The 24,620-nt window shown below is 59.1% G+C and carries 22 protein-coding genes; 20 read left to right on the top strand and 2 right to left on the bottom strand.

Annotation, left to right across the window (positions count from 1 at the left end; genetic code table 11):
* Positions 1-235 precede the first annotated feature (235 nt).
* The 11 genes from HMPREF2894_RS05360 to HMPREF2894_RS05310 all read left to right on the top strand — a co-directional run bounded on the left by HMPREF2894_RS05360 (position 236) and on the right by HMPREF2894_RS05310 (position 9,662).
* On the top strand, positions 236-1,525 hold the full coding sequence (locus HMPREF2894_RS05360) for an MraY family glycosyltransferase (protein WP_049358658.1): 1,290 nt from the start codon (positions 236-238) through the stop codon (positions 1,523-1,525).
* The gene (locus tag HMPREF2894_RS05355; protein WP_052265079.1) at positions 1,525-2,091 is read left to right on the top strand and encodes a hypothetical protein; all 567 of its coding nucleotides are present in this window, start codon (positions 1,525-1,527) and stop codon (positions 2,089-2,091) included. Before HMPREF2894_RS05360 ends, HMPREF2894_RS05355 begins: the two co-directional genes overlap by 1 nt.
* 28 nt (positions 2,092-2,119) lie before the next feature.
* The gene (locus tag HMPREF2894_RS05350) at positions 2,120-2,380 is read left to right on the top strand and encodes a hypothetical protein (RefSeq protein ID WP_049347487.1); all 261 of its coding nucleotides are present in this window, start codon (positions 2,120-2,122) and stop codon (positions 2,378-2,380) included.
* Positions 2,381-2,492: 112 nt separating this feature from the next.
* Complete coding sequence (atpB, locus tag HMPREF2894_RS05345; protein WP_049347485.1) at positions 2,493-3,284, top strand: F0F1 ATP synthase subunit A; 792 nt, start codon at positions 2,493-2,495, stop codon at positions 3,282-3,284.
* Positions 3,285-3,427: 143 nt separating this feature from the next.
* On the top strand, positions 3,428-3,631 hold the full coding sequence (gene atpE, locus HMPREF2894_RS05340) for an ATP synthase F0 subunit C (protein WP_005506461.1): 204 nt from the start codon (positions 3,428-3,430) through the stop codon (positions 3,629-3,631).
* A 51-nt stretch (positions 3,632-3,682) separates the two neighbouring features.
* A complete protein-coding gene (locus HMPREF2894_RS05335) occupies positions 3,683-4,240 on the top strand; it encodes a F0F1 ATP synthase subunit B (RefSeq protein ID WP_049326923.1) in 558 nt (185 codons plus the stop codon).
* Entirely contained in the window at positions 4,240-5,052 is an 813-nt protein-coding gene (locus tag HMPREF2894_RS05330; RefSeq protein ID WP_049347483.1) for a F0F1 ATP synthase subunit delta, read from the top strand. Before HMPREF2894_RS05335 ends, HMPREF2894_RS05330 begins: the two co-directional genes overlap by 1 nt.
* A 187-nt stretch (positions 5,053-5,239) precedes the next feature.
* A complete protein-coding gene (gene atpA / locus HMPREF2894_RS05325) occupies positions 5,240-6,865 on the top strand; it encodes a F0F1 ATP synthase subunit alpha (protein ID WP_049340655.1) in 1,626 nt (541 codons plus the stop codon).
* Between the two features lie 75 nt (positions 6,866-6,940).
* The gene (locus tag HMPREF2894_RS05320) at positions 6,941-7,882 is read left to right on the top strand and encodes a F0F1 ATP synthase subunit gamma (RefSeq protein WP_049340654.1); all 942 of its coding nucleotides are present in this window, start codon (positions 6,941-6,943) and stop codon (positions 7,880-7,882) included.
* 56 nt (positions 7,883-7,938) lie between these two features.
* The gene (gene atpD, locus HMPREF2894_RS05315; protein ID WP_005507810.1) at positions 7,939-9,402 is read left to right on the top strand and encodes a F0F1 ATP synthase subunit beta; all 1,464 of its coding nucleotides are present in this window, start codon (positions 7,939-7,941) and stop codon (positions 9,400-9,402) included.
* Positions 9,403-9,404: 2 nt separating this feature from the next.
* On the top strand, positions 9,405-9,662 hold the full coding sequence (locus HMPREF2894_RS05310) for a F0F1 ATP synthase subunit delta/epsilon (RefSeq protein ID WP_049340652.1): 258 nt from the start codon (positions 9,405-9,407) through the stop codon (positions 9,660-9,662).
* A 261-nt stretch (positions 9,663-9,923) separates the two neighbouring features.
* Here HMPREF2894_RS05310 and nucS read toward each other — a convergent pair whose 3' ends face one another.
* Positions 9,924-10,637 (bottom strand): endonuclease NucS, encoded by a 714-nt coding sequence (gene nucS, locus HMPREF2894_RS05305; protein ID WP_005506450.1) that lies wholly within the window; start codon positions 10,635-10,637, stop codon positions 9,924-9,926.
* A gap of 227 nt (positions 10,638-10,864) precedes the next feature.
* On the opposite strand from nucS, the gene HMPREF2894_RS08930 reads away from it, so the two are divergent.
* Entirely contained in the window at positions 10,865-11,191 is a 327-nt protein-coding gene (locus tag HMPREF2894_RS08930) for an ATP/GTP-binding protein (protein ID WP_080562540.1), read from the top strand.
* 84 nt (positions 11,192-11,275) lie between these two features.
* Positions 11,276-12,094: an alpha/beta hydrolase gene (locus tag HMPREF2894_RS05300; RefSeq protein ID WP_049340650.1), complete on the top strand. Its 819-nt coding sequence runs from the start codon at positions 11,276-11,278 to the stop codon at positions 12,092-12,094.
* A 181-nt stretch (positions 12,095-12,275) separates the two neighbouring features.
* Here HMPREF2894_RS05300 and HMPREF2894_RS05295 read toward each other — a convergent pair whose 3' ends face one another.
* A complete protein-coding gene (locus HMPREF2894_RS05295) occupies positions 12,276-13,562 on the bottom strand; it encodes an AI-2E family transporter (RefSeq protein WP_049347476.1) in 1,287 nt (428 codons plus the stop codon).
* A 294-nt stretch (positions 13,563-13,856) separates the two neighbouring features.
* Between HMPREF2894_RS05295 and HMPREF2894_RS05290 the strand changes: the two genes are divergently transcribed.
* From HMPREF2894_RS05290 to HMPREF2894_RS05260, 7 genes are all read left to right on the top strand, one after another.
* A complete protein-coding gene (locus tag HMPREF2894_RS05290) occupies positions 13,857-14,855 on the top strand; it encodes a co-chaperone YbbN (RefSeq protein ID WP_049347474.1) in 999 nt (332 codons plus the stop codon).
* Positions 14,856-15,175: 320 nt separating this feature from the next.
* Entirely contained in the window at positions 15,176-16,192 is a 1,017-nt protein-coding gene (locus HMPREF2894_RS05285; RefSeq protein ID WP_070678126.1) for an ABC transporter ATP-binding protein, read from the top strand.
* Positions 16,168-17,844, top strand: coding sequence for a hypothetical protein (locus tag HMPREF2894_RS05280; RefSeq protein ID WP_049352976.1), 1,677 nt, complete (start codon positions 16,168-16,170; stop codon positions 17,842-17,844). The genes HMPREF2894_RS05285 and HMPREF2894_RS05280 overlap by 25 nt, the downstream gene beginning before the upstream one ends.
* Before the next feature lie 310 nt (positions 17,845-18,154).
* Complete coding sequence (locus HMPREF2894_RS05275; RefSeq protein ID WP_005506434.1) at positions 18,155-18,454, top strand: DUF3039 domain-containing protein; 300 nt, start codon at positions 18,155-18,157, stop codon at positions 18,452-18,454.
* 264 nt (positions 18,455-18,718) lie between these two features.
* A complete protein-coding gene (locus HMPREF2894_RS05270) occupies positions 18,719-20,506 on the top strand; it encodes a DEAD/DEAH box helicase (protein ID WP_070604645.1) in 1,788 nt (595 codons plus the stop codon).
* Positions 20,507-21,104: 598 nt separating this feature from the next.
* Complete coding sequence (locus HMPREF2894_RS05265) at positions 21,105-22,640, top strand: hypothetical protein (RefSeq protein ID WP_049340639.1); 1,536 nt, start codon at positions 21,105-21,107, stop codon at positions 22,638-22,640.
* A gap of 492 nt (positions 22,641-23,132) precedes the next feature.
* The gene (locus HMPREF2894_RS05260; protein WP_070678124.1) at positions 23,133-24,503 is read left to right on the top strand and encodes a hypothetical protein; all 1,371 of its coding nucleotides are present in this window, start codon (positions 23,133-23,135) and stop codon (positions 24,501-24,503) included.
* Positions 24,504-24,620: the final 117 nt, after the last annotated feature.

Genomic DNA, 24,620 nt, shown 5'->3' with positions numbered 1-24,620 from the left:
TGCTGCACTTGCGTGGCGGGTGCGGTATCCGGTGTTTTCTCTTTCTCGGGTGTAGAACATTTCAGGACGCAGAATATGCAGAACGTATGGAGAGAATCTGTAATGTTTAGTCCCGGGCTACTGAAGAGTTCTATAGAATACGAAGTAAACACACACACACTACGCACACATCGTCCCTTAGCTGCAATTCTGGAGCTTGCGTCCAGGGGAGCGGCGCCAATGCCTTGGAGCTGGTATGACCTCCTTTTCTGAGCTGTTGAGCATTTTTGCTCTTGCTTTTGTTTTGGGTGCCCTTTTGCCGTTTGCGGTGCGCCCGATTTTGCACCGCTACAACATGGTGGATGTTCCTAATGAGCGTTCTTCGCATACTGCTCCGACCTACCGCGGTATGGGTTTGGCGACTGCGGCTGCGACCTTTGTGGCGTTTGTGGCGGCTACCCTGTTCGGCTGGACGTACCGTTCTGCTGAGTCTTTGCAGCTGGCGGTGACGATTGCCGCGGCGATTCTGTGTGCTCTTGCCCTGGGCTGGCTTGAGGATATTCGCGGCGTGAGCATTGTGCGTCGTGCGGGCCTGCAGCTGGTGATTGGCGTACTGGTGAGCGTGAGCTTTGCGACGGTGCAGGGCACGAACATTCTGCTGCTGATTCTGGGCGCGATTTTTGTTGCCGGCTACATTAACGTGGCGAATTTTATGGACGGCATTAACGGTATTTCTGGTGCTCACGGTCTGGTGGCTGGTTTGGCGTATGCGCTGACCGGTTGGATGGTGAACCTTCCGTGGCTGGCTTTGGCTGGTGTGGCTGTTGCCGGTGCTTTTGCGGCGTTCCTGCCGTGGAATGTGCGCCCTGGTAAGAACGTGTTTTTGGGCGATGCGGGTTCTTATGTTTTGGGCGCGGCGCTGGGCACGTTGGCTGTGGGCGCGTGGTTTGCGGATGTTCCGTTCCTGTTGGCTTTTGCTCCGCTGATGACGTATCTGGCGGACGCGGGTACGACTCTGTTCCGTCGTTTTATGGCGGGGGAGCAGTGGTACAAGCCGCACCGTACTCACACTTATCAGCGTCTGACGGATGTTGGTTTCAGCCACCTTGGTTCGACCGCCGTGGTGACCGGTACGACCATTCTGGTGTGGGTGCTGCTGGCGTTTGCCTCTGATTTGTTTGCTTCGGGCGCCGTGCTGGCGGCTGTTGGTGTGGTTCTTGTGGCTCTTGCCGTGCTGGTGGTGTACCTGCGTATGCCGCAGCTCTTTGGCGGTGAGGCACCTACTTCTGCGATTGACCTGTCGAAGCGCTTTGCGGCGGATTCGAAGGGTTCGGCGCCGAAGGCGAAGTCGGCAACTGCAGAGCCTGCTACCGGCTCTTTGACCTCGGCGACTGGCGTTCCGGCGACTCCTGAGAACGTAGAGCCGACCTCGCTGCATCCGGAGCCGATCATGCCGGATTCCGTGAAAGACCGTGCAGATAGCTCTTCTGCTGCTCGCTCCTCTGTTCAGCCTTCTTCTCATCGCAACCGTGGGGAGAAACACTAATGGCTTCTGAGCAGCCTAAATCTCAGGCTCCTGCAGAGCCTCTCTGGAGGCGCGTGGTGGACGTTCTGTGGTATCCGCCGGCGGAGCGCAAGAAGCAGCAGAAACACCGCCGAGAGCGTGCTCAAGCAGGTTTGAAGGCCTCTTCTTTCGAGAGTCAAGAGCTTTCCTGGAAATTTTTGTTCTACAGGGTATCGGCTTACTCTCTGCTGGCTTGGTTGGGCGGTATGATGAGTGCGTACCTGTTTGCGGGCCCCGTGGGCGCGCTAGGAATAACATTGGGCTTTCTGATAATCTATATATGCTTCACTCTGGGCGTATTGGTTATGTTGGTTGCTCCCATTTTCGACTGGGGTGTACCCAAATCGCTGGTGGTGAGCTACCTCGTGAAGATTGCTCTGCTCGGTCTGGTATTGATGTTTGTGCCGTTCCCCGAGAATCTGAGGCACGGTTGGACTCTCGCAGGCGCATGTACCGGCGTGATTCTGTGGATTGTTATTGAAACAGTTAGCATCGCACGACTGAGAATTTTGTACTTCGACACCGACTCGGAAGACCATGGTCGGTAACACGATCGGTGTTTGAAAGGAAAAACGTTTGGCCGAAGAGAAGAAGTGGTGGGACGGAGATAAAAAGCTCCGCACCACCGGAGAATTGGTATCTGACGGAGGTCTCTCCGGTGCAGTCATGTCGATTCTCTATCTGATCATCGGTGTAGCAGTGTGGGGAGGCATCGGTTACCTCGGTGACCTGGTCTTCTCCACCACCTGGCTGGTGTGGGTTGGCGTCTTGATTGGCGCTATTGGAGGTTTGACCCTCGTCTTTACCCACATGACCAGGCAGAATAAAGACCGTTAGGTCATTGAACGCGGACCGCCAGGTCACACATTCATCCATGTAGTTAGCATGTCAGTCGTTTATAGGCAGACATGGGCTCTTGATAGCCACTAGTAGCAAGAAAGGACTTGCTTTGATCGAGAACGGGTTGATCCTCGCGGAAGCCTATGTGCCGCCGACCCCCGAAGACATGCATCTGCCACCCTTCTTCACCATTGGTGATTTCGCTTTCGGTAAGCAGAACGTACTGATTCTGCTGTCCGTGGTGATTATCGCGGTCTTCTTCCTCACCGCAGCACGTAAGCGCGCCATGGTTCCCGGCAAGACTCAGTTCATCGCTGAGTCCGGCTACATGTTTGCTCGTAACTCCCTCGGTAAGGAAACCCTGGGCGTACAGCACTACAAGCCGTTCGTGCCGATTCTGTTCGCCTCCTTCTTCTTCGTTCTGGTGAACAACCTCTACGGTTCGATTCCGTTTGTTCAGTTGCCCACCTTCTCGCACCCCGGTAGCGCCTACGCGCTGGCTGGCGTAGCGTACCTGACCTGGGTTGGCGTTGGTATCAAGCGCAAGGGCCTGGGCGGCTTCTTCAAGGACATCACCATGCCCTCGGGTCTGCCGGTGTGGATTTACCCCATCCTGATCCCGATCGAGTTCTTCTCGAACCTGCTGATTCGTCCCGCAACTCACGCGCTACGTCTCTTCGCGACCATGTTCGGTGGTCACCTGGCGCTGATGGTTGCATCCAGCATGGTGACCTACATGGTTGAGACCCTGGGTGGTATCGGCTACCTGGCTGCTATTGCTCCCGGTGCTCTGGGCCTGTTCCTGTACTTCCTGGAATTCATGATTCAGTGCATCCAGGCTTATGTGTTCGCTCTGCTGCTGGCTGTGTACCTGCAGGGCTCGGTTTCCGAGGGACACTAAACTCTCTAGTTTTTTAGGTTTTCGCGTTCGTCATTGGGCGTGAATAAAGCAACCCACACGTTCACTGTGCGGGCTATTAACTCAAATCAAACTCTGTTCGGTCCGGGTATGTTCCCGGTCGAACACTGTTGAAAGGAAAAATAATGGTTGGTTCCATCACTGCGGTTGGCTACGGTCTGGCAGCTATTGGCGGCGGCATCGGCGTGGGTCTGATCTTCGCGGCATACATGACCAGCGTTGCTCGTCAGCCCGAGTCCCAGAAGACCCTGCAGCCCATGCTGTTCCTGGGCTTCGCACTGGTCGAGGCGCTGGCAATTCTGGGCCTGGTTCTCGTCTTCATCAAGTAACCGGCTCTGCCACATCCTAAACGACCCATCCCATAGAACAGGATTCCCTCCATGATTTATCTGGCAAGCGAAGGGGGAGCGGAGGCAACTTCGAACCCCCTGATTCCCGACGTCGGGGAAATTGTCATTACCCTCATCGGATTCCTGATCCTCTACTACATCGTTGCTAAGTACGTTGTCCCGGCGTTCGAGAAGATCTACCAGGACCGTAAGGAAGCAATCGAAGGTGGCCTTGCCAAGGCCGAGAAGGCACAGGCAGAGGCTGCAGCGGCTCGCGATGAGTACACCCAGCAGCTCGAAAGCGCTCGACTGGAGGCTCAGAAGATTCGTGAAGAGGCACGCGCAGAGGGCGAGGCAATCATTGCCGATGCTCGCGAGCGTGCAACCGCTGAGGCTCAGCGCATTAGCGATAATGCAGCAAAGGCTATCGAGGCAGAGCGTGCGGCAGCAGCAGTGTCCCTCCGTTCCGAGGTTGGCACTCTTGCTACGACCCTTGCCGGCAAGATTGTGGGCGAAGCCCTCAACGATGATGAGCGATCGGCCCGTGTGGTAGATCGTTTTCTTGCTGACCTTGAAACCGAGAAGCAGAACGCAGGTGCGGCTCGGTAATGGCAGGAGTATCTACTGAATCACTGAGCAAGGTGGAAGAGGTGCTGGAAGCTCACGCTTCCCTGCAGCCCCTGAACCTGGCGAGCGAGCTTTTCGCTGTGGTTGATGTTCTCGACCACAACGGCACCCTGCGCCGTGCTGTCACCGATTCTTCGCGTGATGCAGCAGCACGTCAGGGTATCGCTAACACCGTCTTCGGCGGCAAGATCTCTTCTCAGGCTATGGCTGTGCTCACCAGTGCGGTGGCTCAGCGCTGGTCCGATGATGCTGATCTGGCGAATGCCCTGGAGCGTGCAGCAGTGCTCGCCGTGACCGCATCGGCTCAGTCTCGCGGTGGCGTGGACGCCCTGGACGAGGTACTCAACGAACTACTCACCTTTGTGCGTACCGTTGATTCCAACGCTCAGGCGCAGGAAGCGCTGTCCGACCATCAGGCAAGCAAAGAAGCAAAGAAGAAGCTCGCCGTGGCGCTCGGTGGCCCCGCCACCACCGCCGAAGGTGTGCTTCTGCTCGAACGAGTTGGCTCCAACCCCCGCGGCCGTCACGCTGCACGGGTAGCCGATGAGTTCGCAGAAATCATCGTCACGCGACAGAACCGTTACATTGCGCGAGTAACTAGCGCGATTGCGCTGTCGCAGGCACAGCTTGAACGTCTCGGTCGCACGCTCAACGCCGTGTACGGCCGTGAGCTGAAGCTCGACGTTTCGGTGGACCCCGCCGTTCTGGGCGGTCTGCGTGTTCAGGTGGGCGACGAGGTGATCGACGGTACCGTCGAGACCCGCATGTCCGACCTGGCTCGTTCCATCGGCTAGCGGCTCAAGCTAGCGACGCTGAACCGTTCGTCGCAACGGTGATTTAGAAGATACCTCGGGTAGCGGGTGCGTGGCAGATGCCTCCTTCGCAGAAGCGGCGGCATTGCCCGCCCGTTCAACCCGAATTGCAAGTTTCGGTTGGTTCCGTTGACGGAACGCAACCACAATGAGAGAGCAGGGACACAAGATGGCCGAACTGACCATCAATGCCGAAGATGTCCGTAATGCGCTGAACGAGTTTGCAGCGTCTTACGAACCCGGCAATGCAGAACGTGTTGAGGTGGGTCGAGTTGTATCGGCCTCCGACGGTATCGCTCGTGTCGAGGGCCTTCCCTCGGTTATGGCGAATGAGCTGCTTCGTTTCGAAGACGGCACCCTCGGCCTCGCACAGAACCTGGATACCCGCAATATTGGTGTGATCGTCCTGGGTGACTTCACCGGTATTGAAGAGGGCCAGGTCGTACACCGCACCGGTGAGGTCCTCTCGGTGCCCGTTGGCGACGCGTACCTCGGTCGCGTTGTTGACCCCCTGGGTAACCCGATCGATGACCTGGGCCCCATTGAGGCTGAAGGTCGCCGCGCACTGGAGCTGCAGGCTCCCGGCGTGACCCAGCGTAAGTCGGTTCACGAGCCGCTGCAGACCGGTCTGAAGGCAATCGACTCGATGATTCCGATTGGTCGCGGTCAGCGTCAGCTGATCATTGGTGACCGCCAGACCGGTAAGACCGCTATTGCGATCGACACCATTCTGAACCAGAAGGACAACTGGGCTTCGGGTGACCCCAACAAGCAGGTTCGATGCATCTACGTGGCTGTTGGCCAGAAGGCATCCACCATTGCAGCTGTCCGCCACACCCTTGAGACTCGCGGCGCGCTGGAGTACACCACCATCGTGGCATCTCCCGCATCCGACGCAGCAGGCTTCAAGTACCTGGCACCCTACACCGGTTCGGCTATCGGCCAGCACTGGATGTACGGTGGCAAGCACGTCCTCATCATCTTCGACGACCTGTCGAAGCAGGCAGAAGCATACCGCGCTGTGTCCCTGCTGCTGCGCCGCCCGCCGGGACGTGAAGCATACCCCGGTGACGTCTTCTACCTGCACTCCCGCCTGCTGGAGCGTTGCGCTAAGCTCTCTGACGACCTGGGCGCAGGCTCGATGACCGGCTTCCCGATCATTGAGACCAAGGCAAACGACGTTTCCGCCTTCATTCCGACCAACGTCATCTCCATTACTGACGGCCAGATCTTCCTGCAGTCCGACCTGTTCAACGCTAACCAGCGTCCGGCAGTCGACGTCGGTATCTCCGTCTCCCGTGTTGGTGGTGCCGCACAGACCAAGGCTATGAAGAAGGTCTCCGGTACCCTGAAGCTGGAGCTGGCACAGTACCGTGCAATGGAAGCGTTCGCAATGTTCGCATCCGACCTGGACGACGCTACCAAGGCACAGCTGACCCGCGGTTCTCGCCTGACCGAGCTGCTGCGTCAGCCGCAGTACACCCCGTACGCAGTTGAAGAGCAGGTTGTCTCCATTTGGGCTGGTACCTCCGGTCACCTCGACGACATTGAGGTTTCCGACGTGCTGCGCTTCGAGGAAGGCTTCATCGAGTACCTGCGTCACAAGACCTCGGTACTGACCGATATCGCTTCCTCCGGCAAGCTTGAGGATGACACCGTTGCAGCTCTGAAGTCCGCAGTTACTGACTTCAAGCAGGGTTTCAAGTCTGAGGGCAGCAGCCACCTCGTCGACGCAGGTCACGAGGAGCACAAGGCAGCTCGCGATAGCGACATCACTCAGGAAACCATCGGTTAGCGATTAGTCCTCGCCTTCTCCCCGCCTCAGCTATGAGGCTGGGGCGGGGCAGAAAGCAAGGAGAAAGGAAGCTCTATGGGAGCCCAGATTAGGGTTTACCGACAGAAGATTGCTTCGACGTCGTCTATGAAGAAGATCTTCAAGGCGATGGAGATGATCGCGACCTCCCGCATTAACAAGGCTCGTAACGCTGCTCAGGCAGCCGGCCCTTACGCGAACGCTCTGACCCGCGTGGTGACTGCGGTTGCGACTCAGCACGGTATTAAGCACCCGCTGATTCACAAGCCGCACGAGTTCGGAACCTACGAACACCGTCGCTCCGCAATCCTGGTTGTTACCAGTGACCGCGGTCTGGCAGGTTCGTACTCCTCCGCTATCCTGCGTCGTACCGAATCTCTGATTGAGAGGCTGCGCTCTAACGGCCAGGAGGTACAGCTGTACCTGGTTGGCCGTAAGGCAAAGGCTTACTTCGAGTTCCGTGAGCGCCCCTACGCCCGTGCGTGGGAGGGGCACACCGATGCACCTCGTGTTGAAACTGCCGTCGAAATTCGTGACGCGCTGCTCGAAGCCTACGACCTGCCCTTCGAAGAGGGCGGCGTGGACGAACTGCACATCGTATACACCGAGTTCAAGTCGATGGTTGTTCAGGAACCCAAGATCCTGCGCCTGCTGCCCATCCACGTGGGTGACGCAAAGGCTATGGGCGAGGAAATCGTTCCCGACCAGGAACTGACCAAGGCTGAGTACGAGCAGGCGGCATCCTTCGAGTTCGAGCCCTCCGCCGAGGAAGTGCTCAACGCGCTGTTGCCGCGCTACATTGCATCGCGTATCTTCTCCTGCCTCCTGCAGGCAGCAGCAAGTGAGCTGGCATCCCGCCAGCGCGCGATGAAGACCGCAGGTGACAACGCTGAGACGCTGATTACCAAGTACACCCGTTTGATGAACAACGCACGTCAGGCGGAAATTACTCAGGAGCTCTCCGAAATCGTGGGCGGCGCAGACGCCCTCGGCTCCTAGTACTTGTACGCCAACGAAGCCATCAACTGTCCAAACTTTCTAAGTAAGTGAGAAATATGACTGCCACCTACAACGAATCGGTCTCCGCACCGACTCAGGGCGCAACGGGTCGTATTGCCCGCGTCATCGGCCCCGTGGTCGACGTCGAGTTCCCCGCCGGTCAGGTCCCCGAGATTTACAACGCTCTGACCACCGAGCTGACCCTCGACGGTCGCACCCGCACCATCACCTTCGAGACCGCACAGCACCTGGGCGACTCGATCGTTCGCGCTATCTCCCTGCAGCAGACTGACGGCCTGGTCCGCGGTCAGGCTGTAGTCGACACCGGCGCACCGATCTCCGTCCCCGTTGGTGACGGCGTGAAGGGCCACATCTTCAACGTTCTCGGTGACGCACTCGACGTGCCGAACTCCGAGATCAAGGCTGACACCTACTGGCCGATCCACCGTGCCGCTCCCGGCTTCGCAGAGCTGGAAGGCTCCACCGAAATGCTGGAGACTGGTATTAAGTCCATCGACCTTCTGACCCCCTACATCAAGGGCGGTAAGATTGGTCTGTTCGGTGGTGCAGGCGTGGGTAAGACCGTGCTGATCCAGGAAATGATTACCCGTGTGGCTCGTAACTTCGGTGGTACCTCCGTGTTCACCGGTGTTGGCGAGCGTACCCGTGAGGGTAACGACCTGTGGGTCGAAATGGAAGAAGCAGGCGTTCTGAAGGACACCGCTCTTGTGTTCGGCCAGATGGATGAGCCCCCGGGAACCCGTCTGCGCGTGGCACTGACCGGTCTGACCATGGCGGAGTACTTCCGCGATGTTCAGAACCAGGACGTGCTGCTGTTCATCGACAACATCTTCCGTTTCACTCAGGCAGGTTCTGAGGTTTCCACCCTGCTGGGCCGCATGCCCTCCGCAGTGGGTTACCAGCCGAACCTGGCGGACGAAATGGGTCTGCTGCAGGAGCGTATTACCTCCACCCGCGGTCACTCCATCACCTCCATGCAGGCAATTTACGTGCCTGCGGATGACTACACCGACCCGGCGCCGGCAACCACCTTCGCGCACCTGGATGCGACCACCGAGCTCTCTCGTGAAATCGCATCGCGCGGTCTGTACCCGGCAATTGACCCGCTGTCCTCCACCTCCCGAATTCTGGACGCACAGTACATCGGTCAGGAGCACTACGACACCGCAATTCGTGTGAAGGCTATTCTGCAGGAAAACAAGGAACTGCAGGACATCATCGCGATTCTGGGTGTGGACGAGCTCTCCGAGGAGCAGAAGATCGTCGTGGCACGTGCACGTCGTATCGAGCAGTTCCTCTCCCAGAACACCTACACTGCAAAGCAGTTCACCGGTGTCGAGGGTTCGACCGTTCCGCTGAAGGACACCATCGAGTCCTTCCAGATGATCTGCAACGGCGATGTCGACCACATCCCCGAGCAGGCGTTCTACAACATTGGTGGTATGGACGACGTTATGCGCCGCTACGAGGAAATCAAGGCACAGACTGGAGCTAAGTAATCATGGCTCTGAAAGTTGAAGTTGTTTCCCGCGAACGCGTCGTGTGGACTGGCGAAGCGAAGTACGTTCGTGCACGCTCCGTCAGCGGTGACCTCGGCATCCTGCCGGGCATGATCCCCACCTGCACGCTGCTGGCACAGGACGGCGAGCTGCTCATTGAACCCGTTGATGGTGAGCCCATTAAGACCATCCTCAACGCAGGTTTCTTGACCGTCTCGAACGATCACGTGACCATCGTTGCAAAGCACGCACAGATCTAAAGCTGGTTCCCCTCAGCGGGAATTAGCCACTGTGTACACCTCGCCGGTGTTCCACCCTGAAAGGGGAGGGGCACCGGCGATTGGTGTATCCGGGGGTAGATTGTTTACGCAGAACGAGAGTGTGCACAGAAAGAACGCGTGCGCCGAAAGAGCGCGGGCAGAAAGATGATGGGCTGAAAAGGGGCGCCTCCCATGGTCGGGAGGCGCCCCTCAAGCTATGTGCAGCTGCTTAGCCTAGAGCCGTTTAGAACAGACGGTCAGCTAGAACAGACGGTCAGCGGAGTCGTCCACGCCGCGCATCGCATCGTAGTCCAGGCTCACGCAGCGGATACCGCGGTCCTCAGCCAGGGTACGTGCCTGCGGCTTAATCGTCTGTGCCGCAAATACGCCGCGCACCGGTGCCAGCAGCGGGTCACGGTTGAGCAACTCCAGGTAACGGGTCAGCTGCTCCACACCGTCAATATCGCCCACACGCTTGAGCTCAACCGCCACGGAGACGCCGTGCGCATCCTTCGCCATGATGTCTACCGGACCGATAGCGGTCGGGTACTCGCGGCGCACCAGCGAATAGCCCTCACCGAGAGTGTGGATCTGCTCTGCGAGCAGACGCTGCAGATCAGCCTCCACACCGTCCTTGATGAGGCCGGGATCAACACCCAGGTCGGTGGCGTGCTCGTGCTCAATCTTGTAGATGCGAATCATGAGGCGGTCATCGCTCTTAGCTGCCTGAACGGTCCACAGCTGCTGAACATCGGACTCTAGGTCCTCACGGATGCTCTGCGGAACGTCCTCACGCTCAGCCACCAGCAGGGAGCAGGGAGGGCTCATCCAGTTCAGAGGCTTGTAGGAACCGCCGTCGGAGTGAATGAGGACGGAGCCGTCATTCTTGACCATCAGCAGGCGGGTAGCGCGGGGCAGGTGGGCGCGGAGGCGGCCCTCATAATCTACGGAGCATTCAGCAATGACAATACGCATCCGTCCACTCTAGCAGGTACGAGTGTTTGGCTCTAGCAGGTGAGGGTATGAGATAGGGAACCTGAGCTTGGTACAGGTCGCGGACGGGGCACAGCAGGGAAGTACGGCACAGAGCGGGGGAGTACCGCCTCAACATGAGTACCACGCCAGTATGTGGAAGAGCGTAGAGCGAACAGCGGCAGGACCGATAGGTAGAGATAGCTGAGCGGCGCGGTAGAATAGGGCTCATGGCACGTAAGAATCATCCCGGCAGGCGAGCATCCGGCACCACCAGCGATAAGTGGCACCGTCAAGCACCCGCAGGGCGTGATATCAGCAGGATCCTCGACCCTGCGCCCCGATTGGAACGTGACCGATACGGTGACTGGCTGGTGCAATACATTCCCGCCGTCAACGCCCAAAAAACCTACACCTGCCCCGAATGCTACCGCCCGATTCCGCCCAGAACAGCGCACCTGGTGGTGTGGCAAGAAAGCCACACGATGGGCCGTAGCCGCGCCATTGACGAGCGCAGGCACTGGCATCAGCATTGCTGGCGCACCCGCCGCAAATAGGCTGAACACTGCACTTGAGGTGCAGCCTAAGACTACATTCTTGACCAAAACCACATTCTCGAATCCATTTCTTGAAGGAACGCAATGAGCAACACCGCCGATATCACCCGCGAGCAGGAATTCGATCCCGCCCGCTACGTCTTCAGCACCGCCGCTGAGCCCACCCCCATTAAGGCACGTACTGTGCTTCCGGCACGCCGCGAGAACTTCACCGTCACCACCGCGGACGGCAAGCGCCTCGTCGGTGAACTCGCCCTGCCCGAAGGCGAAGTCAAGGCAACCCTGGTGACCTTCCACCCGCTGCCCACCCACGGCGGCTACATGGACTCGCACGTGTACAAGAAGGCTTCCTTCCGCCTGCCGGCGCTGTCGAACATCGCGGTGCTGCGTTTCAACACTCGCGGCACCTCCTCGATTCGCGGCACCAGCGAAGGTGTCTTTGACGGCGGCTTTGCCGAGAAGAAGGACTTTGACGCAATCCTGAAGTTTGTACGCGAGCGTGCCCTGCCGAACCCCTGGCTGGTCGGCTGGTCCTTCGGCACCGAGCTGGTGCTCAAGTACGCGCCCGAATACGCGAACGAGTTCACCGGCGCCATTCTGCTCTCCCCGCCGTTGCACCGCGTGCACCCGGCTGAGCTGGACGAGTGGAACAAGATCTCGAACCCGCTGTACGCGCTGGTGCCCGAGCATGACGACTACCTGCAGCCTCCGGCAGCGCGTGAGCGTTTCGCGGCTGTACCGCGTACTCGGGTAATTCCCTTCGAGGGTTGCAAGCACCTGTGGGTGGGCGAGAAGTCCGTGCAGCAGGTCCTGAACACTATTGTCAGCATCGTAACCGGTGTGCCCACTGAACTGCCCACCGAGTACAACGGCCCGGTGGCAGAAGAAATTACTGAGCTCTAAAGGTTTGGCATAAAAACACAGCGTAAAAACACTGCATAAAAATATCAAGGCGGCGGCTTTGGATAGAACATCCAAAGCCGCCGCCTTATGTCTTAAACGCCTGCTCGGTGGAAGAGCCGTGAGCGCGTAGAGAACCTAGAGGGGACTCTACAGCTGGGAGGCGACTACAACTGGGCGGTGACTATAGTTGGTCCTGGCGAGGAATGAACACCTCACGCACCAGAATCAGCATGGAAGCCGCCACCGGAATAGCAATCAGCGCGCCCAGCACGCCCCATAGCGCGCCACCGGCAGCCACCGAAATAATCGCAACACCGGCAGGGACCGACACAGCGCGAGCCATAATACGCGGAGAAATCAGGTACGCCTCCACCTGCAAGTACAGGAAGTACGCCACCGCAAACCACAGCGCCAGACTCCAACCCTGAGTCAGCAGAATCAGCGAGGTCAAAATCAGCGCAATCACGCCACCAACCAGCGGAATGAACGCCAGAATCATAACGACCAAAGCCATCAACTGCGGGAAGCTAAAGCCCAAGAACAACATTATGAAGAATGCGAAGAGGGCGTTCAGAATGGCTACCATCGCCTGGCCCATCACGTAGTTACCCACCGACTCAGTAATCTTGTCGGTAATGTACTTGACACGCACACGCTTAGACGCCGGCGCCAAACGCACACCCCACGCCTTAATCGTGTCCATCGACGTGAGGAAGTACAGGGACAGGAACAGCACAATAATCACGCCGGTCACGCTCTGCGCCAGGGTAGAACCCGCAGAAACCAGGCTCGACATGAAGCTATTGACCTGCGAAGAGGAGAACGTCGACTCCAAGAACTTAGGGACGTTCTCATTCACCCAGGTGCTGATGCTAAAACGCTGATCAAGCTCGTGGTACCAATCAGAATCAATCGTGTTCTGATAAATACCCGGCGCGTACTGCACAAACTTAGACGCCTGCTCGCTAATGACCGGGCCAATCGTCATCACCAGACCGGTCACAGCGCCAGCAAAACCAGCAAGCACAGCAATCACGCCGATACCGCGCTTAATGCCCCAAGACTCCAGGCGGCGCACAATCGGGTCCAGACCCAGAGCAATGAAAATAGCACCGGTCACCCAACCCACCAGGGCACCCACATTATTGAAAATGTAGTAGGCGAAGAGCGCCAGACCCACGCCCACGGTCATGAGGAAACCAAAAGCGACCGGGTTATGCATCATCGAGGTCTTGCCGTTGCCGACCACCTTCGGTGCGGGAGGCGCATCCTCAGAAGCGGCGGGAACCACCGGAATGGTATCCGTAGGAGGCATAGAAGCGCGGCGGCGGTTGGAACGCACCTGGCTAATGCTTTCGGTCAGCTCGCTGAAGGTCTCCGTTAGCTGATCGGTGAGGGATTCCTTCTTGCGCGTCTCGGGGGACGATGTCGTCTCTGCGGGAGCTTCTGAGGCTTTCTTCTCGCTCATGCTCTTCCTTTCCGAATCATTCCGGGTATTTTTTCTCTACTGTGCCATTCTACCGGCTGGTTTACTTTGTTACGGCGTCCACGGTGAATCCCAAGGACAGGGGAGTGCATGTGGGAGAGATATTTGCGGGACGGATCGGGCAATAGCCCAAACGCTATCCCCGGCATGAGCTCAGAGCGTAGGCGACAGAGAACGGGCGCTCGCAACGGTGCGTTGTGGGGATAATAGAGGAAGGAACGCGTGAAGGATTTAGCCCGCACGCAACAATAGGTACAGAACGTAAAGGAGCCCAGGATGAGCATTATTTTTGATCCGGCAGACCGCGGCGCATCCCAGAACGCGGCACAGGGTCATGTCGCGCAGGGTGGTGCAGCGCAGAACGGGGCAGCGCAGGAGATTCCCGCCTCCGTACGCAACGCCATGGAACTAAACCCCAACGCGGCACAGTCTGCTGGCGAACAGGGCGGCGAGCAGACCCCCTCCGCTCCCACCTGGCGCTACGAGGTCAACACCCCCGAAGAGTTCCAGAAGTTCGTTCAGCTCTCCAGCCAGGGTGCCGTAATTTTTGCGCTCTACGCGCCGCACTCGCCCTCCTCCCTGCAGATGCTCGAAGGCGTGCAGAAGCTTGTTGATTCCGCCGCAGGTAGCATGATTTGCGCTGCCGTGGACGTCACCAAGCTCCCCGAAGCTGCCCAGGCATTCGGCGTGAGCGGCGTGCCCGCGGGCGTTGCCGTTCTGGCGGGCCGCCCGGCACCGATTTACACCGGCCCGGTCAGCGCAGAAGACCTCGGCGATGTGCTCTCCCAGGTTCTGCAACTCGCGGCACAGTACCAGCTGCCCGGCGGCTTCGACCCGGTCGTTCCCGAAGATGAAAAGCCCCTGCCGCCCCTGCACGCAGAAGCTGTCGCCGCCCTCGACCGCGGCGACCTGGAGGGCGCCCGCGCCGCATACCGCAAGGCAATTGCCGAGAACCCCGGTGATAAGGAAGCGAAGCTCGGCCTGGAACAGGTTGAACTGCTCGCCCGTGTGAAGGATCTGGACATGGCAACCGAACGTGCGGCGGCCGCGGCAGATCCCATGAACATTGACGCCGCGTTCAACGTAGCCGACCTGGACCTGGTCGGTGGCCACGTGGAGGACGCGTACAACCGTCTACTGCGCCTGTTCAGCGCTGTTGGTCCTGACGATAAGGCGTGTGTGCGCGAGCGTCTCGTGCAGCTCTTCGATGTGGTGGGTGCATCTGACCCGCGCACCGTCAAGGCGCGTGCGGCACTGACTATGGCGCTGTTCTAAAAGGCGCTGTCGCCTGGGAAACGTCATGAGCCGGTCTAGCTAGCTCTGGCTAATCTAGGCGGCTGAAACGTTGAATACGGACGGGCTATCGTCTACCCCCGCACTCGGGTTGCGGGGGTAGACGGTAGCCCGTTCTGTTTTGCGTTTTTTGGCGGTTTTGAGGGTGGGGAGAGTTTATCGACTCAACCTGTCTGATAGTGCGGCTGGATGGTATCTATAGCACTCCGGAATGTCCATAATATGCGTTGTGAGTACTTAATAATGCAGGTTTCATCACCAAACCTGCTAGACCTCATGGGGGGGGGTGGTAGGGTGAAAATATGAACACTAGTCACTTTCCCCAGGACCCGAACCCGCAAGAACCAGGTTCACCGCAGAACCCGGTACAAGAGACCAACCCGGTACTAGAGACCACAGTAGAGGCAACCCCCGCCGCGGCAGTACCTCAAGCTATAGTCCCCGAATTTGCAGCGCCGGAAGCTACAAACCTCGAGCCTGTAGCGCCGGAAGCTGTAGTTCCCGCATCGGTAGCACCGCAGCTACCCGTCACCCCGCAGACTATACCTGCAGCTGGCGCTCGCCCCGCCATCGAAATCCGCGGCCTCACCAAGGCATTCGGTCAGAAGGTCGCCGTCGACCGCATCAACCTGGATATCCCCTCTGGATCCTTCTACGGGCTGGTCGGCCGCAACGGCGCCGGTAAAACCACCACCATCTCCATGGTCACCGGCATGCTCATGCCCAGCGAAGGCACCGCATACGTGCGAGGCATCGACATGTGGGCCGAACCGCTCAAGGCTAAGGCGCACCTGGGCGTGCTACCCGACGGTGTGCATCTCTTCGACAAGCTCACCGGCGAGCAGCTCATCACCTACTCCGGCTACCTGCACGGAATCGATAAGGAAACTGTCGCATCCCGCGTCAAGGACCTGCTCACCGCAATGGACCTGACCGACGCTGCGGGTCGTGCCGTCGCCGACTACTCCGCCGGTATGACCAAGAAGATTGCGCTCGCCGCCGCTCTCGTTCACGCGCCCTCCGTGCTGATCCTGGACGAGCCCTTTGAGGCGGTCGACCCGGTTTCCGCCGCTAATATTCAGGACATTCTGCGTGGCTTCGTTGCCTCCGGCGGAACTGTCATTATCTCCTCGCACGTGATGGACCTTGTCCAGCGCCTGTGCGACCACGTAGCCGTCATGGACTCCGGCCGTATTCTCGCCGCCGGAACGGTCGATGAAGTACGCGCCGGCATGAGCCTTGAAGAACGATTCGTGCAGCTGGTCGGCGGCCGCACCTCCTCGGAAGGATTGTCATGGTTGGGCACCTCGTCTCACTAAAGTGGCAGTATGTGCTCGCCTCCTTCCGCCGCAGCATCTGGGCGCTCATCGGCCTAATTTTTGCGGCGCTTTATGCGGGCGGCATGCTCTTCGGCCTCGGCTCCGCATACTTTATCGCTAACTCGGAGGTACCCGAATACGGTCAGCTCGGAACCCTCCTGGTAGGCGCGGTTATTGCGCTCGCCTGGGCTATTGTCCCCATTTTCTTTAGCGGACTGGACGGCACCCTGGACGAGAGCCGATTCGTGCTCTTCCCCATCAAGCCCTCCACCCTGCAGAAGGGCCAGTTCCTCGGCGGGTTCGTGGGTATCCCCGGCATTGCCAGCATCATTGCCGTGCTGCTGGGTGCGATCGCGTTTATATCGCAACCGCTCGCGCTGGTCGTGTACCTCATCTGCTGCGTGCTCGGCCTTGCGAACCTCATGGTGTGGGCTCGTCTCGCCAACCGCCTGGGCATGGCGTTGAATGATAACCCGCGCATCGCCAACACCCTGATGATCGTTGCCATGCTACTGATGATGAGCGCCGGCTTTATCTTCGGTGGAACGATAACCTACCTGACCAAGCACTGGGAAGAGGTGCTGCCCTACCTGCCGTGGCTCAGCGTGACGCCCTTCGGGTCGGCATTTGCGGTGCCCTACTTTATGGCGACCGGCAATATGGGTACCGCCCTTGGTTGCCTGGCTCTGACCCTCGTCTACCTGGCTGGCGGATGGTGGCTGTGGGGTAAGAACCTGGCACGCTCCATGGCGAATGTGGGCGGTAGCGCGCACCACGCCAGCGCTGCCGAAGTCGCCGCAGGTGATTTGGGTCTGTTGGCACGGTTCCCGGCAACCCCGCGTGGCGCCGTGGCGGCACGAACCCTGCACTCATTTCTGAAAGACAACCGTCTGCAGCTGCTGACCGCAAGCACCGCCATGCTTTACCTGATACTGACGGTGGCTATGCCCCTGTTCCTGAGCTCTGTAGGCTCCTTCGAAAGTCGGGCCAGTTTTAACGGCGTCAACGCGGCTGAAGCTAACCAGATCATCAATAGCGGCGTGATGCAGCTCTTCGGATTCTGGATGTACTTCTGCACCGTCTTCACCGGCTACTACATGTGCTATCTCGTCTCCTACGACAACACCGCATTCAGCCTGCACGTGCTCTCCCCGCTACGCGGTATTGACGATCGTCTCGGCCGTCTTTGGGGTTACAGCATCCTGATGGTTCCGATCGTGGTGGTGATGGTGTTCGTCGCCTCAGCGGCAAATGGACACCTGGAGCTTTTCCCCATCGTGCTGATGCACCAGCTGGGCGTGCTCGCCGCAGCGGCTGGTATGGGCAGCGTGATGGACACCTTCATTAGCCCGCCCGTGGCGCCTCCGGGTGCTAACCCGTTCAAGAACCCGAAGAACAATGAGGGCTTCGCTAATCAGTTGCTGCTCATGCTCACCGTAATTCTGGTGATGCTCAGCGCGCTACCCGGCGGTATCTCGGTTGTTGTGTACATTTTCGTGACCCAAGATCTACTAACCCTCGTCTTCGGTGGCTTGATTCAGCTCCTGATTGGTGCCGCACTGCTCGTGGGTGGCGTGGCGTGGGGCGGTCACCGCTACGACAAGGTCAGCTCCAAGATGCTGGAACGCGTGGCACGTTTCCAAGCGAACTAACAAGAGTCGAAGCTCCAGCACATCAGGAATAAACGAGAGGGGTTCCGTGTTAGGTACTAAGTCTGGCGCGGAACCCCTTTTCTGTGCCGCACGAATTTCTAGCCCTGAACTTTCTAGCCCCGAACTTCTAGCGGAAAGAAGCTCACCGCAATACCTAAGAGTCTATGGTTGAGCTGTGGTCTGCCTCCATATTGACCGCCCGGGGGCTCAGCACCTCCCAACTGCTACTAAAATAGAGAAGGCGCCAATCACCCAACCGTGCAGCGGCACCCCTCACCCTATGTATCCCACCTCATCATCAAGGAGAAACATGAGCTCGATCGAAGGCATCGAAGACCCCTTTGGCCCAGGAACCGCAGGCGGCACCGCACTGCTCGAACGCGAAGAAACCCAGCTTTCTGAGCCCGGCGACCACGAGCGCTTCTCCCACTACGTACGCAAGGAAAAGATCCTCGAATCGGCGCTGACCGGTGAACCCGTGCGCGCCCTCTGCGGCAAAATGTGGGTACCCGGCCGCGACCCGCAGAAGTTCCCCGTCTGCCCCCAGTGCAAGGAAATCTACGAAGGCCTCGCACCCGGCAACGACGGCGACAACGGCTCCGGCGAATAATACGCGCCAGGCGACACGCCTCAGACAACACAACCTGGGCGATACGCCTGAATAAATACGAATAAATAACACGCCGCAGCAGCAAGACTCAACGGCCCAACACCGCTCATGAGACTTTGCTGACGAGCACCAAATTCTTGCACCACAGCCCGGCCCAACCCGCGGATGTGGTGCTAGAATTTAACCTCGCTGTGCCCGGCGGGCATCAGCCGTCCCGAGCCTAACCCGCCGCAACAGCAGATGCAGACGAGGAAGAAGGAGAGAATGAGCGCACCCGCAGAGGAACCCACACTATTCGACAGTATGGTGAAGCCGAAGCTCTCCCCGGCATACCCCGACCGCGCCCCCTGGGGTACCTCCGTCAGCCTGCGCGCCTGGCAGGCAGAAGCCATGCAGAAGTACTTCGAAACCAACCCCCGCGACTTCATGGCAGTCGCAACCCCCGGCGCGGGTAAAACCACGTTTGCGCTGACCCTCGCCAAGGAACTATTCAACCGCGGCACGGTCCGCCAGCTCATCGTTGTGGCGCCGACCGACCACCTGAAAAAGCAGTGGGCAGATGCCGCCGCGAAGGTCGGTATTCCCATTGACCCGAACTTCAAGAACGCGGATGTGACCATCAGCCGCCACTACAAGGGCGTGGCGCTGACCTACGCGCAGGTGGCGAATAAGCCGCAGCTGCACGCCCGCAACACCGAGGAAACGAAAACCCTCGTGATTTTTGACGAGATTCACCACGCCGGTGATTCCCTTTCCTGGGGTGACGGCCTGCGTGAAGCGTTCGACGACGCGACCCGCCGCGTGGCGCTGACCGGTACCCCGTTCCGTTCGGACACCTCCCCGATTCCGTTCGTCACCTACGAGGTCGACAATGACGGTATCCGCCGCTCCAAGGCGGACTACTCCTACGGTTACGGCCCCGCGCTCAAGGACCACGTGGTGCGCCCGGTCATCTTCATGGCGTACTCGGGCCAGATGCGTTGGCGCACCTCCGCGGGCGAAGAAATGGCGGCAAACCTCGGCGAAGGCTTCACCAAGGACATCACCTCCCAGGCATGGCGCACCGCCCTGGACCCCAACGGCGAATGGATTCCGACCGTGCTCGCCGCCGCCGACAAGCGCCTGACCGAGGTGCGCCGCACCGTGCCCGACGCCGGCGCGCTCGTCATCGCCACCGACCACGCGGACGCCAAAGCCTACGCCGAACAGCTTCAGAAAATCACCGGCGAATATCCCACCGTGATTCTCTCTGACGACCGCGAAGCCTCCGCGAAAATCGACGAATTCCGCGAGGGCACGCAGCGCTGGATGGTCGCCGTGCGCATGGTGTCCGAAGGCGTGGATGTGCCCCGCCTCGCCGTGGGCGTGTACGCCACCAGCACCAGCACCCCGCTATTCTTCGCGCAGGCGATCGGCCGTTTCGTGCGTGCCCGCAAGCGCGGCGAAACCGCATCCGTGTTCCTGCCCTCGGTGCCGCAGCTGATGATGCTCGCCAACGACATGGAAGTAGAACGCGACCACGCCCTCGACCGTGGCACACCCCAGGAAATCGACCCTATGGTTGAAGGCCTGGACGATCACCTGCTCGAAGAAGCAAACCGCGAGGAGCGCGCCTCCGAGCAGCTGGCACGCGGCAAGTTCGAGGCGCTCGGCTCCGAGGCGTCCTTCCACGGTGTGCTGTTCGACGGCGCTGAGTTCGCCTCCGGCAACCTTGCCGTGGGTAGTGAGGAGGAGCAGGACTTCCTGGGTATTCCGGGCCTGCTGGATGCCGAACAGGTCGGTACGCTGTTGCGAGCGCATCAGCGTGAGCATGCGGCACGCCGCCCGGCGACTGCGGCGCCTTCGGTGGTGGATCACCGCCAGTTGAAGGAGCTACGCAATAAGCTGGCGAAGAACGTGGCAGCGTGGTCGATTCGTTCGGGTCAGCCGCACGGCGTGATTCACAATGAGCTGCGTAAGATTTGTGGCGGCCCGGCGGTCGCGCAGGCTTCTGCGGAGCAGATTCAGGCGCGTATCGATAAGCTGTCGGACTGGTTCGTGGGTCGACGCTAGAACGTGGATAGAACGTAAAGAAAAGCCCCGCGAGTGAGTGCGCTCGCGGGGCTTCTGCGTATATGAAGGAAAACTATAGTTCTTTGAGTGATTTTTACCTGAAGGTTTTTTCAGGTGCTTAAAAGCACAAAAGAGGAAAAATCTGCCGGGTGAATGGTGGGAATGTGTGGTTCTTAAATTCTAGATGTGGCTTTTGAATCTTTATTTCGAGAAAAACATCGCCTGAAGGTTGTTTATGGGAGGAGCGTCAGAGGGATTTAGGGGAGAAATGTGTGTGAATAAAAGTTCAAGTACTGGTTGAACACTGCATGTCAAAGTGGGTTTATGGAAGATTGTGTGCGTTTTTCGCTTGAAATTTTAATACGGGGGGGGGGTATGCTTTCTCCAAGTGTTGGGTTTCCCTGTGCTTTTGAAGCTGACCTTTGTGTTTTTGATCTTCTGGGCGTGCAGGGGCTGACGCTTGTATAGAAACATCATGCATTCACTCTCTTCAGCGCGCTATGTTCACTTTTTGTGTATGCGTTCTGCCCTGCGTGGATTTATCTGCCGCGTTCTTGGTGGGAGTGAATGCCCAAGATATCACTCTCGAAGGACATACATGTCTACTAACATTTCTCGCCGCAAGGTTGTTGCTGGCGCAGCATGGGCTGCTCCGGTTGTTGCAGCATCTGCTGCGGTTCCCGCTTTCGCATCTTCTACTGAGTGCGCGTACGCATCTGCTCCCAAGTTCAATATCTCTGGCCAGCCTTCCGGTGCTAAGAACACCCAGAAGTTCACTGTTCCCGCTAAGGTTGACAAGATTCGCTTCGAGGTTGCCGGTGGTGCAGGTGGCGGTTCCTCGTCTATTGCTGGTGGTTCCGGCGCTCTCGTTGTGGGTGAAATCCCCGTCAAGGAAGGCCAGGTTATCGAGCTGGTTGCAGCTGCCGGTGGTGTAGCTTACCTGGAGCGCGTGGATGGTGCGGAGAACGCTCCTGATACTCCGGAAGAGAAGCGTTACAAGATTTGGGGCACCCGTCCGGCAACCGGCGGCCAGGGCTATGGTAATGGTGGTGACGTGAATGTTTACACCGTCCCCTCGGATGCACAGTCTCGCGTCGATGCTAAGTGGCCTGGTGGCTCCGACATGAAGCGTTACATTCACGGCGGTTCCGGTGGTGGCTCCTCCGCTCTGGTGATTGACGGTACCGTTGTGGCTCTTGCAGGTGGCGGTGGCGGTGCGGGTATCCGTACCCAGCCGGCTACTAACAATGTTCTGAATGAAACCCGTGAGAAGAAGGATTCTACGGGTAAGGTTATTGGTACTGAGCCCAACCCCTACTTCAACTCTAAGGCGAAGGACACCAGCACCACCGCTCTGAGCGACACCTCGAACACCACTGTTCTGCCTGCAGGTGCAAGCGCATCCGCAGCAACCGGTGACGATGCAGAGACCTCTGTCTCCTGGTATACCCACCTGAAGGATGCATCCGGTAAGCGTACCCCCACCTCCGCAATGGAAGTTGCTGGCGGTAAGGGTGGTGGCAACGGCACCGGTGGTACCGGTGGTGAGAAGCCTCGCCTCTACGCACTGGCTAACGTTTTCGGTGTGATGGGCTTCGTGTCCACCAACAACCAGGAAATCTTCAGCTCCTCTACCGCAGGTGATACCGGTGGTAACGGCTTCGACGGTAAGGGTGCAGACGGTGTCTCCGCATACTCCTACCAGCTGGATAACCACCCCGATCTGCCGAAGGAGTCTATCCCCGTTACTAACCAGAAGGCTATCGATGCAGGCGTGGTTAAGGGCGATGAGAAGGGCGGCCTTGAGGTTGATTCTGCAAAGAAGAGCTTCAATGGCTACCAGGGCGTTGTCTCCGCAGGTGGTGGCGCTGGCTACGGTGGCGGTGGCTCCGGTGCTGTTCGTGCACTCTCTTCGATTCTGACCGGCGAGAAGTGGAATGGTAACACCGCTGCTAAGGGTGGTGTCCGCCAGAATGTTGGTGCACTGCTCCAGGCTGGTGCAGGTGGCGCAGGTGGCTCCTACGTTGCTCCCTCTGTTGCTGGAGGCTCTATCTCCTCCGCTAACAACGCTGCGAAGGAATCCGGCGTTCGTAACCCCGGTTACGTGAAGGTCACCCTCTGCGAGCGCTCCTAATAGCGTGCTTATTCGAGTCGCCCTCTTGGGCTACTCGGTGGGTTAGATACTAGCCCTTCCGGTTCTCCCACTCCTGAAATCTCATCAGGGGCGGGAGAATCGGCCCCTAAGTTTTAGTCCCGCCAGAGGCGCATCTGTGCGTATCTGGCATGAGGACTGTGTACTTCTCTGGCGAGTGGTCTCTTGGTGTATTTTGGCCACTCACGGAGAACGCCATTGAGTGATGTCTCGTTGAGTCTCAACGATGAAACCAATGGCTTTGAGGAAAAGGTTGGTAGTAATGCGCCAACCTGAAGGCCCGCAGGCACTTTGATGCCTGCGGGCCTTCGCTATGTCTGAGAACTGCCGGGTTGAGCGAGGTCATGGCGTGGCGAGTTGAGAATGTTTTTCAGGGTCTATACTCTAGAAAATGAATATTGCACTCAGTGCATAAAGGTGTAAATTATTCACTCATCTCAATCCACACCCTCAACCCTCATGAAAGAAAACCCCATGCCTCACAACGCACACCCCCCCCGCCGCACCATCCTCACCGGCGCAGCATGGGCACTGCCCATCATCGCATCCTCCGCAGCCGTACCCGCCTACGCCGCCAACGGTGCACAAACCGGCACCTCCCACACCATCAAGGGACAGGCAAACGGCCGCAAGACCGTCAAAACCTTCACCGTCCCGGCGGGCGTACGCGAACTCAGCTTCACCCTCACCGGCGGCGCTGGCGGCACCGTCATGGCACGCAGCCAGGGCGGATGCGGCGCCAAGGTCACCGGCACCGTCAGTGTCACCCCCGGCGCAACCGTAGAAATCGTCGCGGCAGCCGGCGGTATCGGCGTGCTTGAGCGCGTCACCCGCAACGGCGCAAGCTGGAACGAATCCAAGCCCGCAACCGGCGGTGAAGGCTACGGCAAGGGTGGCTCCTCCGCCGCTCAGGTCACCGTTCCCGCAGGTCCGAAGGCTATTATCGACACGGCAAATCCCCGCACCTACGGCAACCCCACTGCAGGCGACGGCGCACCCCACACTCACTTCAAGCGCAGCATTTACGCCGCATCCGGTGGCGGCTCCTCTGCACTGCTGGTCAACGGCACCGTGGTTGCTATCGCAGCAGGTGGCGGCGGCGGACATGTGCGTAACTCCAGCTCCACCGCACCGCTGCCCGGCTCCAGCTACGCCATTAGCCCGGTCTGCGGCCTGGAATGGGTACGCGGCGGCTCCGGCGGCAATGCAGAAGCCTCCATGGGCTATGAAGGTGCCGCCGCAAGCGACGCCTACAGCGTCGAGGCGAACCTGCAGATCATCGCAACCCCCGGCACGGGTGGCTCCGGCGGTCGAGGCGGCATGGGTGCTATCGCAGACCCCCTGCCCACCGGTGACCACGGTCTGGTCGGCTTCGGCTCCCAGAACAAGCAGGTCATCCACAGCACCAGTACCGCGGGCGCAACCGGCGGTAGCGGCTTCAATGCGAACGGTGCGGACGGCGTGGGCGCGTACGCCTACCAGTATGACAAGAACGACCCGAAGAACCTGACCGGTACCGCAACCGCACGAACCACCAGCATCACCATCAGCAAGAACTTCTTCGGCTACCAGACCGTAGTGTCTGCTGGTGGCGGTGCAGGCTACGGTGGTGGCGGCTCCGGCGTGGCGAACGCGGTTTCGGCAATCATCATCTCGCAGCAGTGGTGCAACAACCCGAAAAACCCGCGCCGCGCGGTCGGCTACGTTCAGCAGGGCGGCGCCGGTGGTGCAGGCGGATCCTACCTGGCGCCGAGCGTGCGTAACGGCGCGATCGTCGGCACTAAGGAGGTGCCGGCCGGCCCGAACGTGCGCGTGAACGGCATGGCGGAGGTCCGCTTTAAGTAAGCGGCTCAATCTGCTACATAACCGCAGAGGTTTCATGACCTCGGCTGGTTGCAGACACGCTAGGTTATGGGCATGCTAGAGGCGGGGAGCCTGGGATGTACTATCCCAGGCTCCCCG

It is taken from the genome of Rothia sp. HMSC066G02 (assembly GCF_001813145.1).
Lineage (GTDB): Bacteria > Actinomycetota > Actinomycetes > Actinomycetales > Micrococcaceae > Rothia.
The sequence above is the reverse complement of the archived record's forward strand: the minus strand, read 5'-3'. Positions and strand labels throughout refer to the sequence as shown.

Coding starts and splice junctions, on each gene's coding strand:
- HMPREF2894_RS05360 (WP_049358658.1), top strand. CDS start 236: ATGACCTCCTTTTCTGAGCTGTTGAGCATTTTTGCTCTTGCTTTTGTT.
- HMPREF2894_RS05355 (WP_052265079.1), top strand. CDS start 1,525: ATGGCTTCTGAGCAGCCTAAATCTCAGGCTCCTGCAGAGCCTCTCTGG.
- atpE (WP_005506461.1), top strand. CDS start 3,428: ATGGTTGGTTCCATCACTGCGGTTGGCTACGGTCTGGCAGCTATTGGC.
- HMPREF2894_RS05335 (WP_049326923.1), top strand. CDS start 3,683: ATGATTTATCTGGCAAGCGAAGGGGGAGCGGAGGCAACTTCGAACCCC.
- HMPREF2894_RS05330 (WP_049347483.1), top strand. CDS start 4,240: ATGGCAGGAGTATCTACTGAATCACTGAGCAAGGTGGAAGAGGTGCTG.
- atpA (WP_049340655.1), top strand. CDS start 5,240: ATGGCCGAACTGACCATCAATGCCGAAGATGTCCGTAATGCGCTGAAC.
- HMPREF2894_RS05320 (WP_049340654.1), top strand. CDS start 6,941: ATGGGAGCCCAGATTAGGGTTTACCGACAGAAGATTGCTTCGACGTCG.
- atpD (WP_005507810.1), top strand. CDS start 7,939: ATGACTGCCACCTACAACGAATCGGTCTCCGCACCGACTCAGGGCGCA.
- HMPREF2894_RS05310 (WP_049340652.1), top strand. CDS start 9,405: ATGGCTCTGAAAGTTGAAGTTGTTTCCCGCGAACGCGTCGTGTGGACT.
- nucS (WP_005506450.1), bottom strand. CDS start 10,637: ATGCGTATTGTCATTGCTGAATGCTCCGTAGATTATGAGGGCCGCCTC.
- HMPREF2894_RS08930 (WP_080562540.1), top strand. CDS start 10,865: ATGGCACGTAAGAATCATCCCGGCAGGCGAGCATCCGGCACCACCAGC.
- HMPREF2894_RS05300 (WP_049340650.1), top strand. CDS start 11,276: ATGAGCAACACCGCCGATATCACCCGCGAGCAGGAATTCGATCCCGCC.
- HMPREF2894_RS05295 (WP_049347476.1), bottom strand. CDS start 13,562: ATGAGCGAGAAGAAAGCCTCAGAAGCTCCCGCAGAGACGACATCGTCC.
- HMPREF2894_RS05290 (WP_049347474.1), top strand. CDS start 13,857: ATGAGCATTATTTTTGATCCGGCAGACCGCGGCGCATCCCAGAACGCG.
- HMPREF2894_RS05285 (WP_070678126.1), top strand. CDS start 15,176: ATGAACACTAGTCACTTTCCCCAGGACCCGAACCCGCAAGAACCAGGT.
- HMPREF2894_RS05280 (WP_049352976.1), top strand. CDS start 16,168: ATGGTTGGGCACCTCGTCTCACTAAAGTGGCAGTATGTGCTCGCCTCC.
- HMPREF2894_RS05275 (WP_005506434.1), top strand. CDS start 18,155: ATGAGCTCGATCGAAGGCATCGAAGACCCCTTTGGCCCAGGAACCGCA.
- HMPREF2894_RS05270 (WP_070604645.1), top strand. CDS start 18,719: ATGAGCGCACCCGCAGAGGAACCCACACTATTCGACAGTATGGTGAAG.
- HMPREF2894_RS05265 (WP_049340639.1), top strand. CDS start 21,105: ATGTCTACTAACATTTCTCGCCGCAAGGTTGTTGCTGGCGCAGCATGG.
- HMPREF2894_RS05260 (WP_070678124.1), top strand. CDS start 23,133: ATGCCTCACAACGCACACCCCCCCCGCCGCACCATCCTCACCGGCGCA.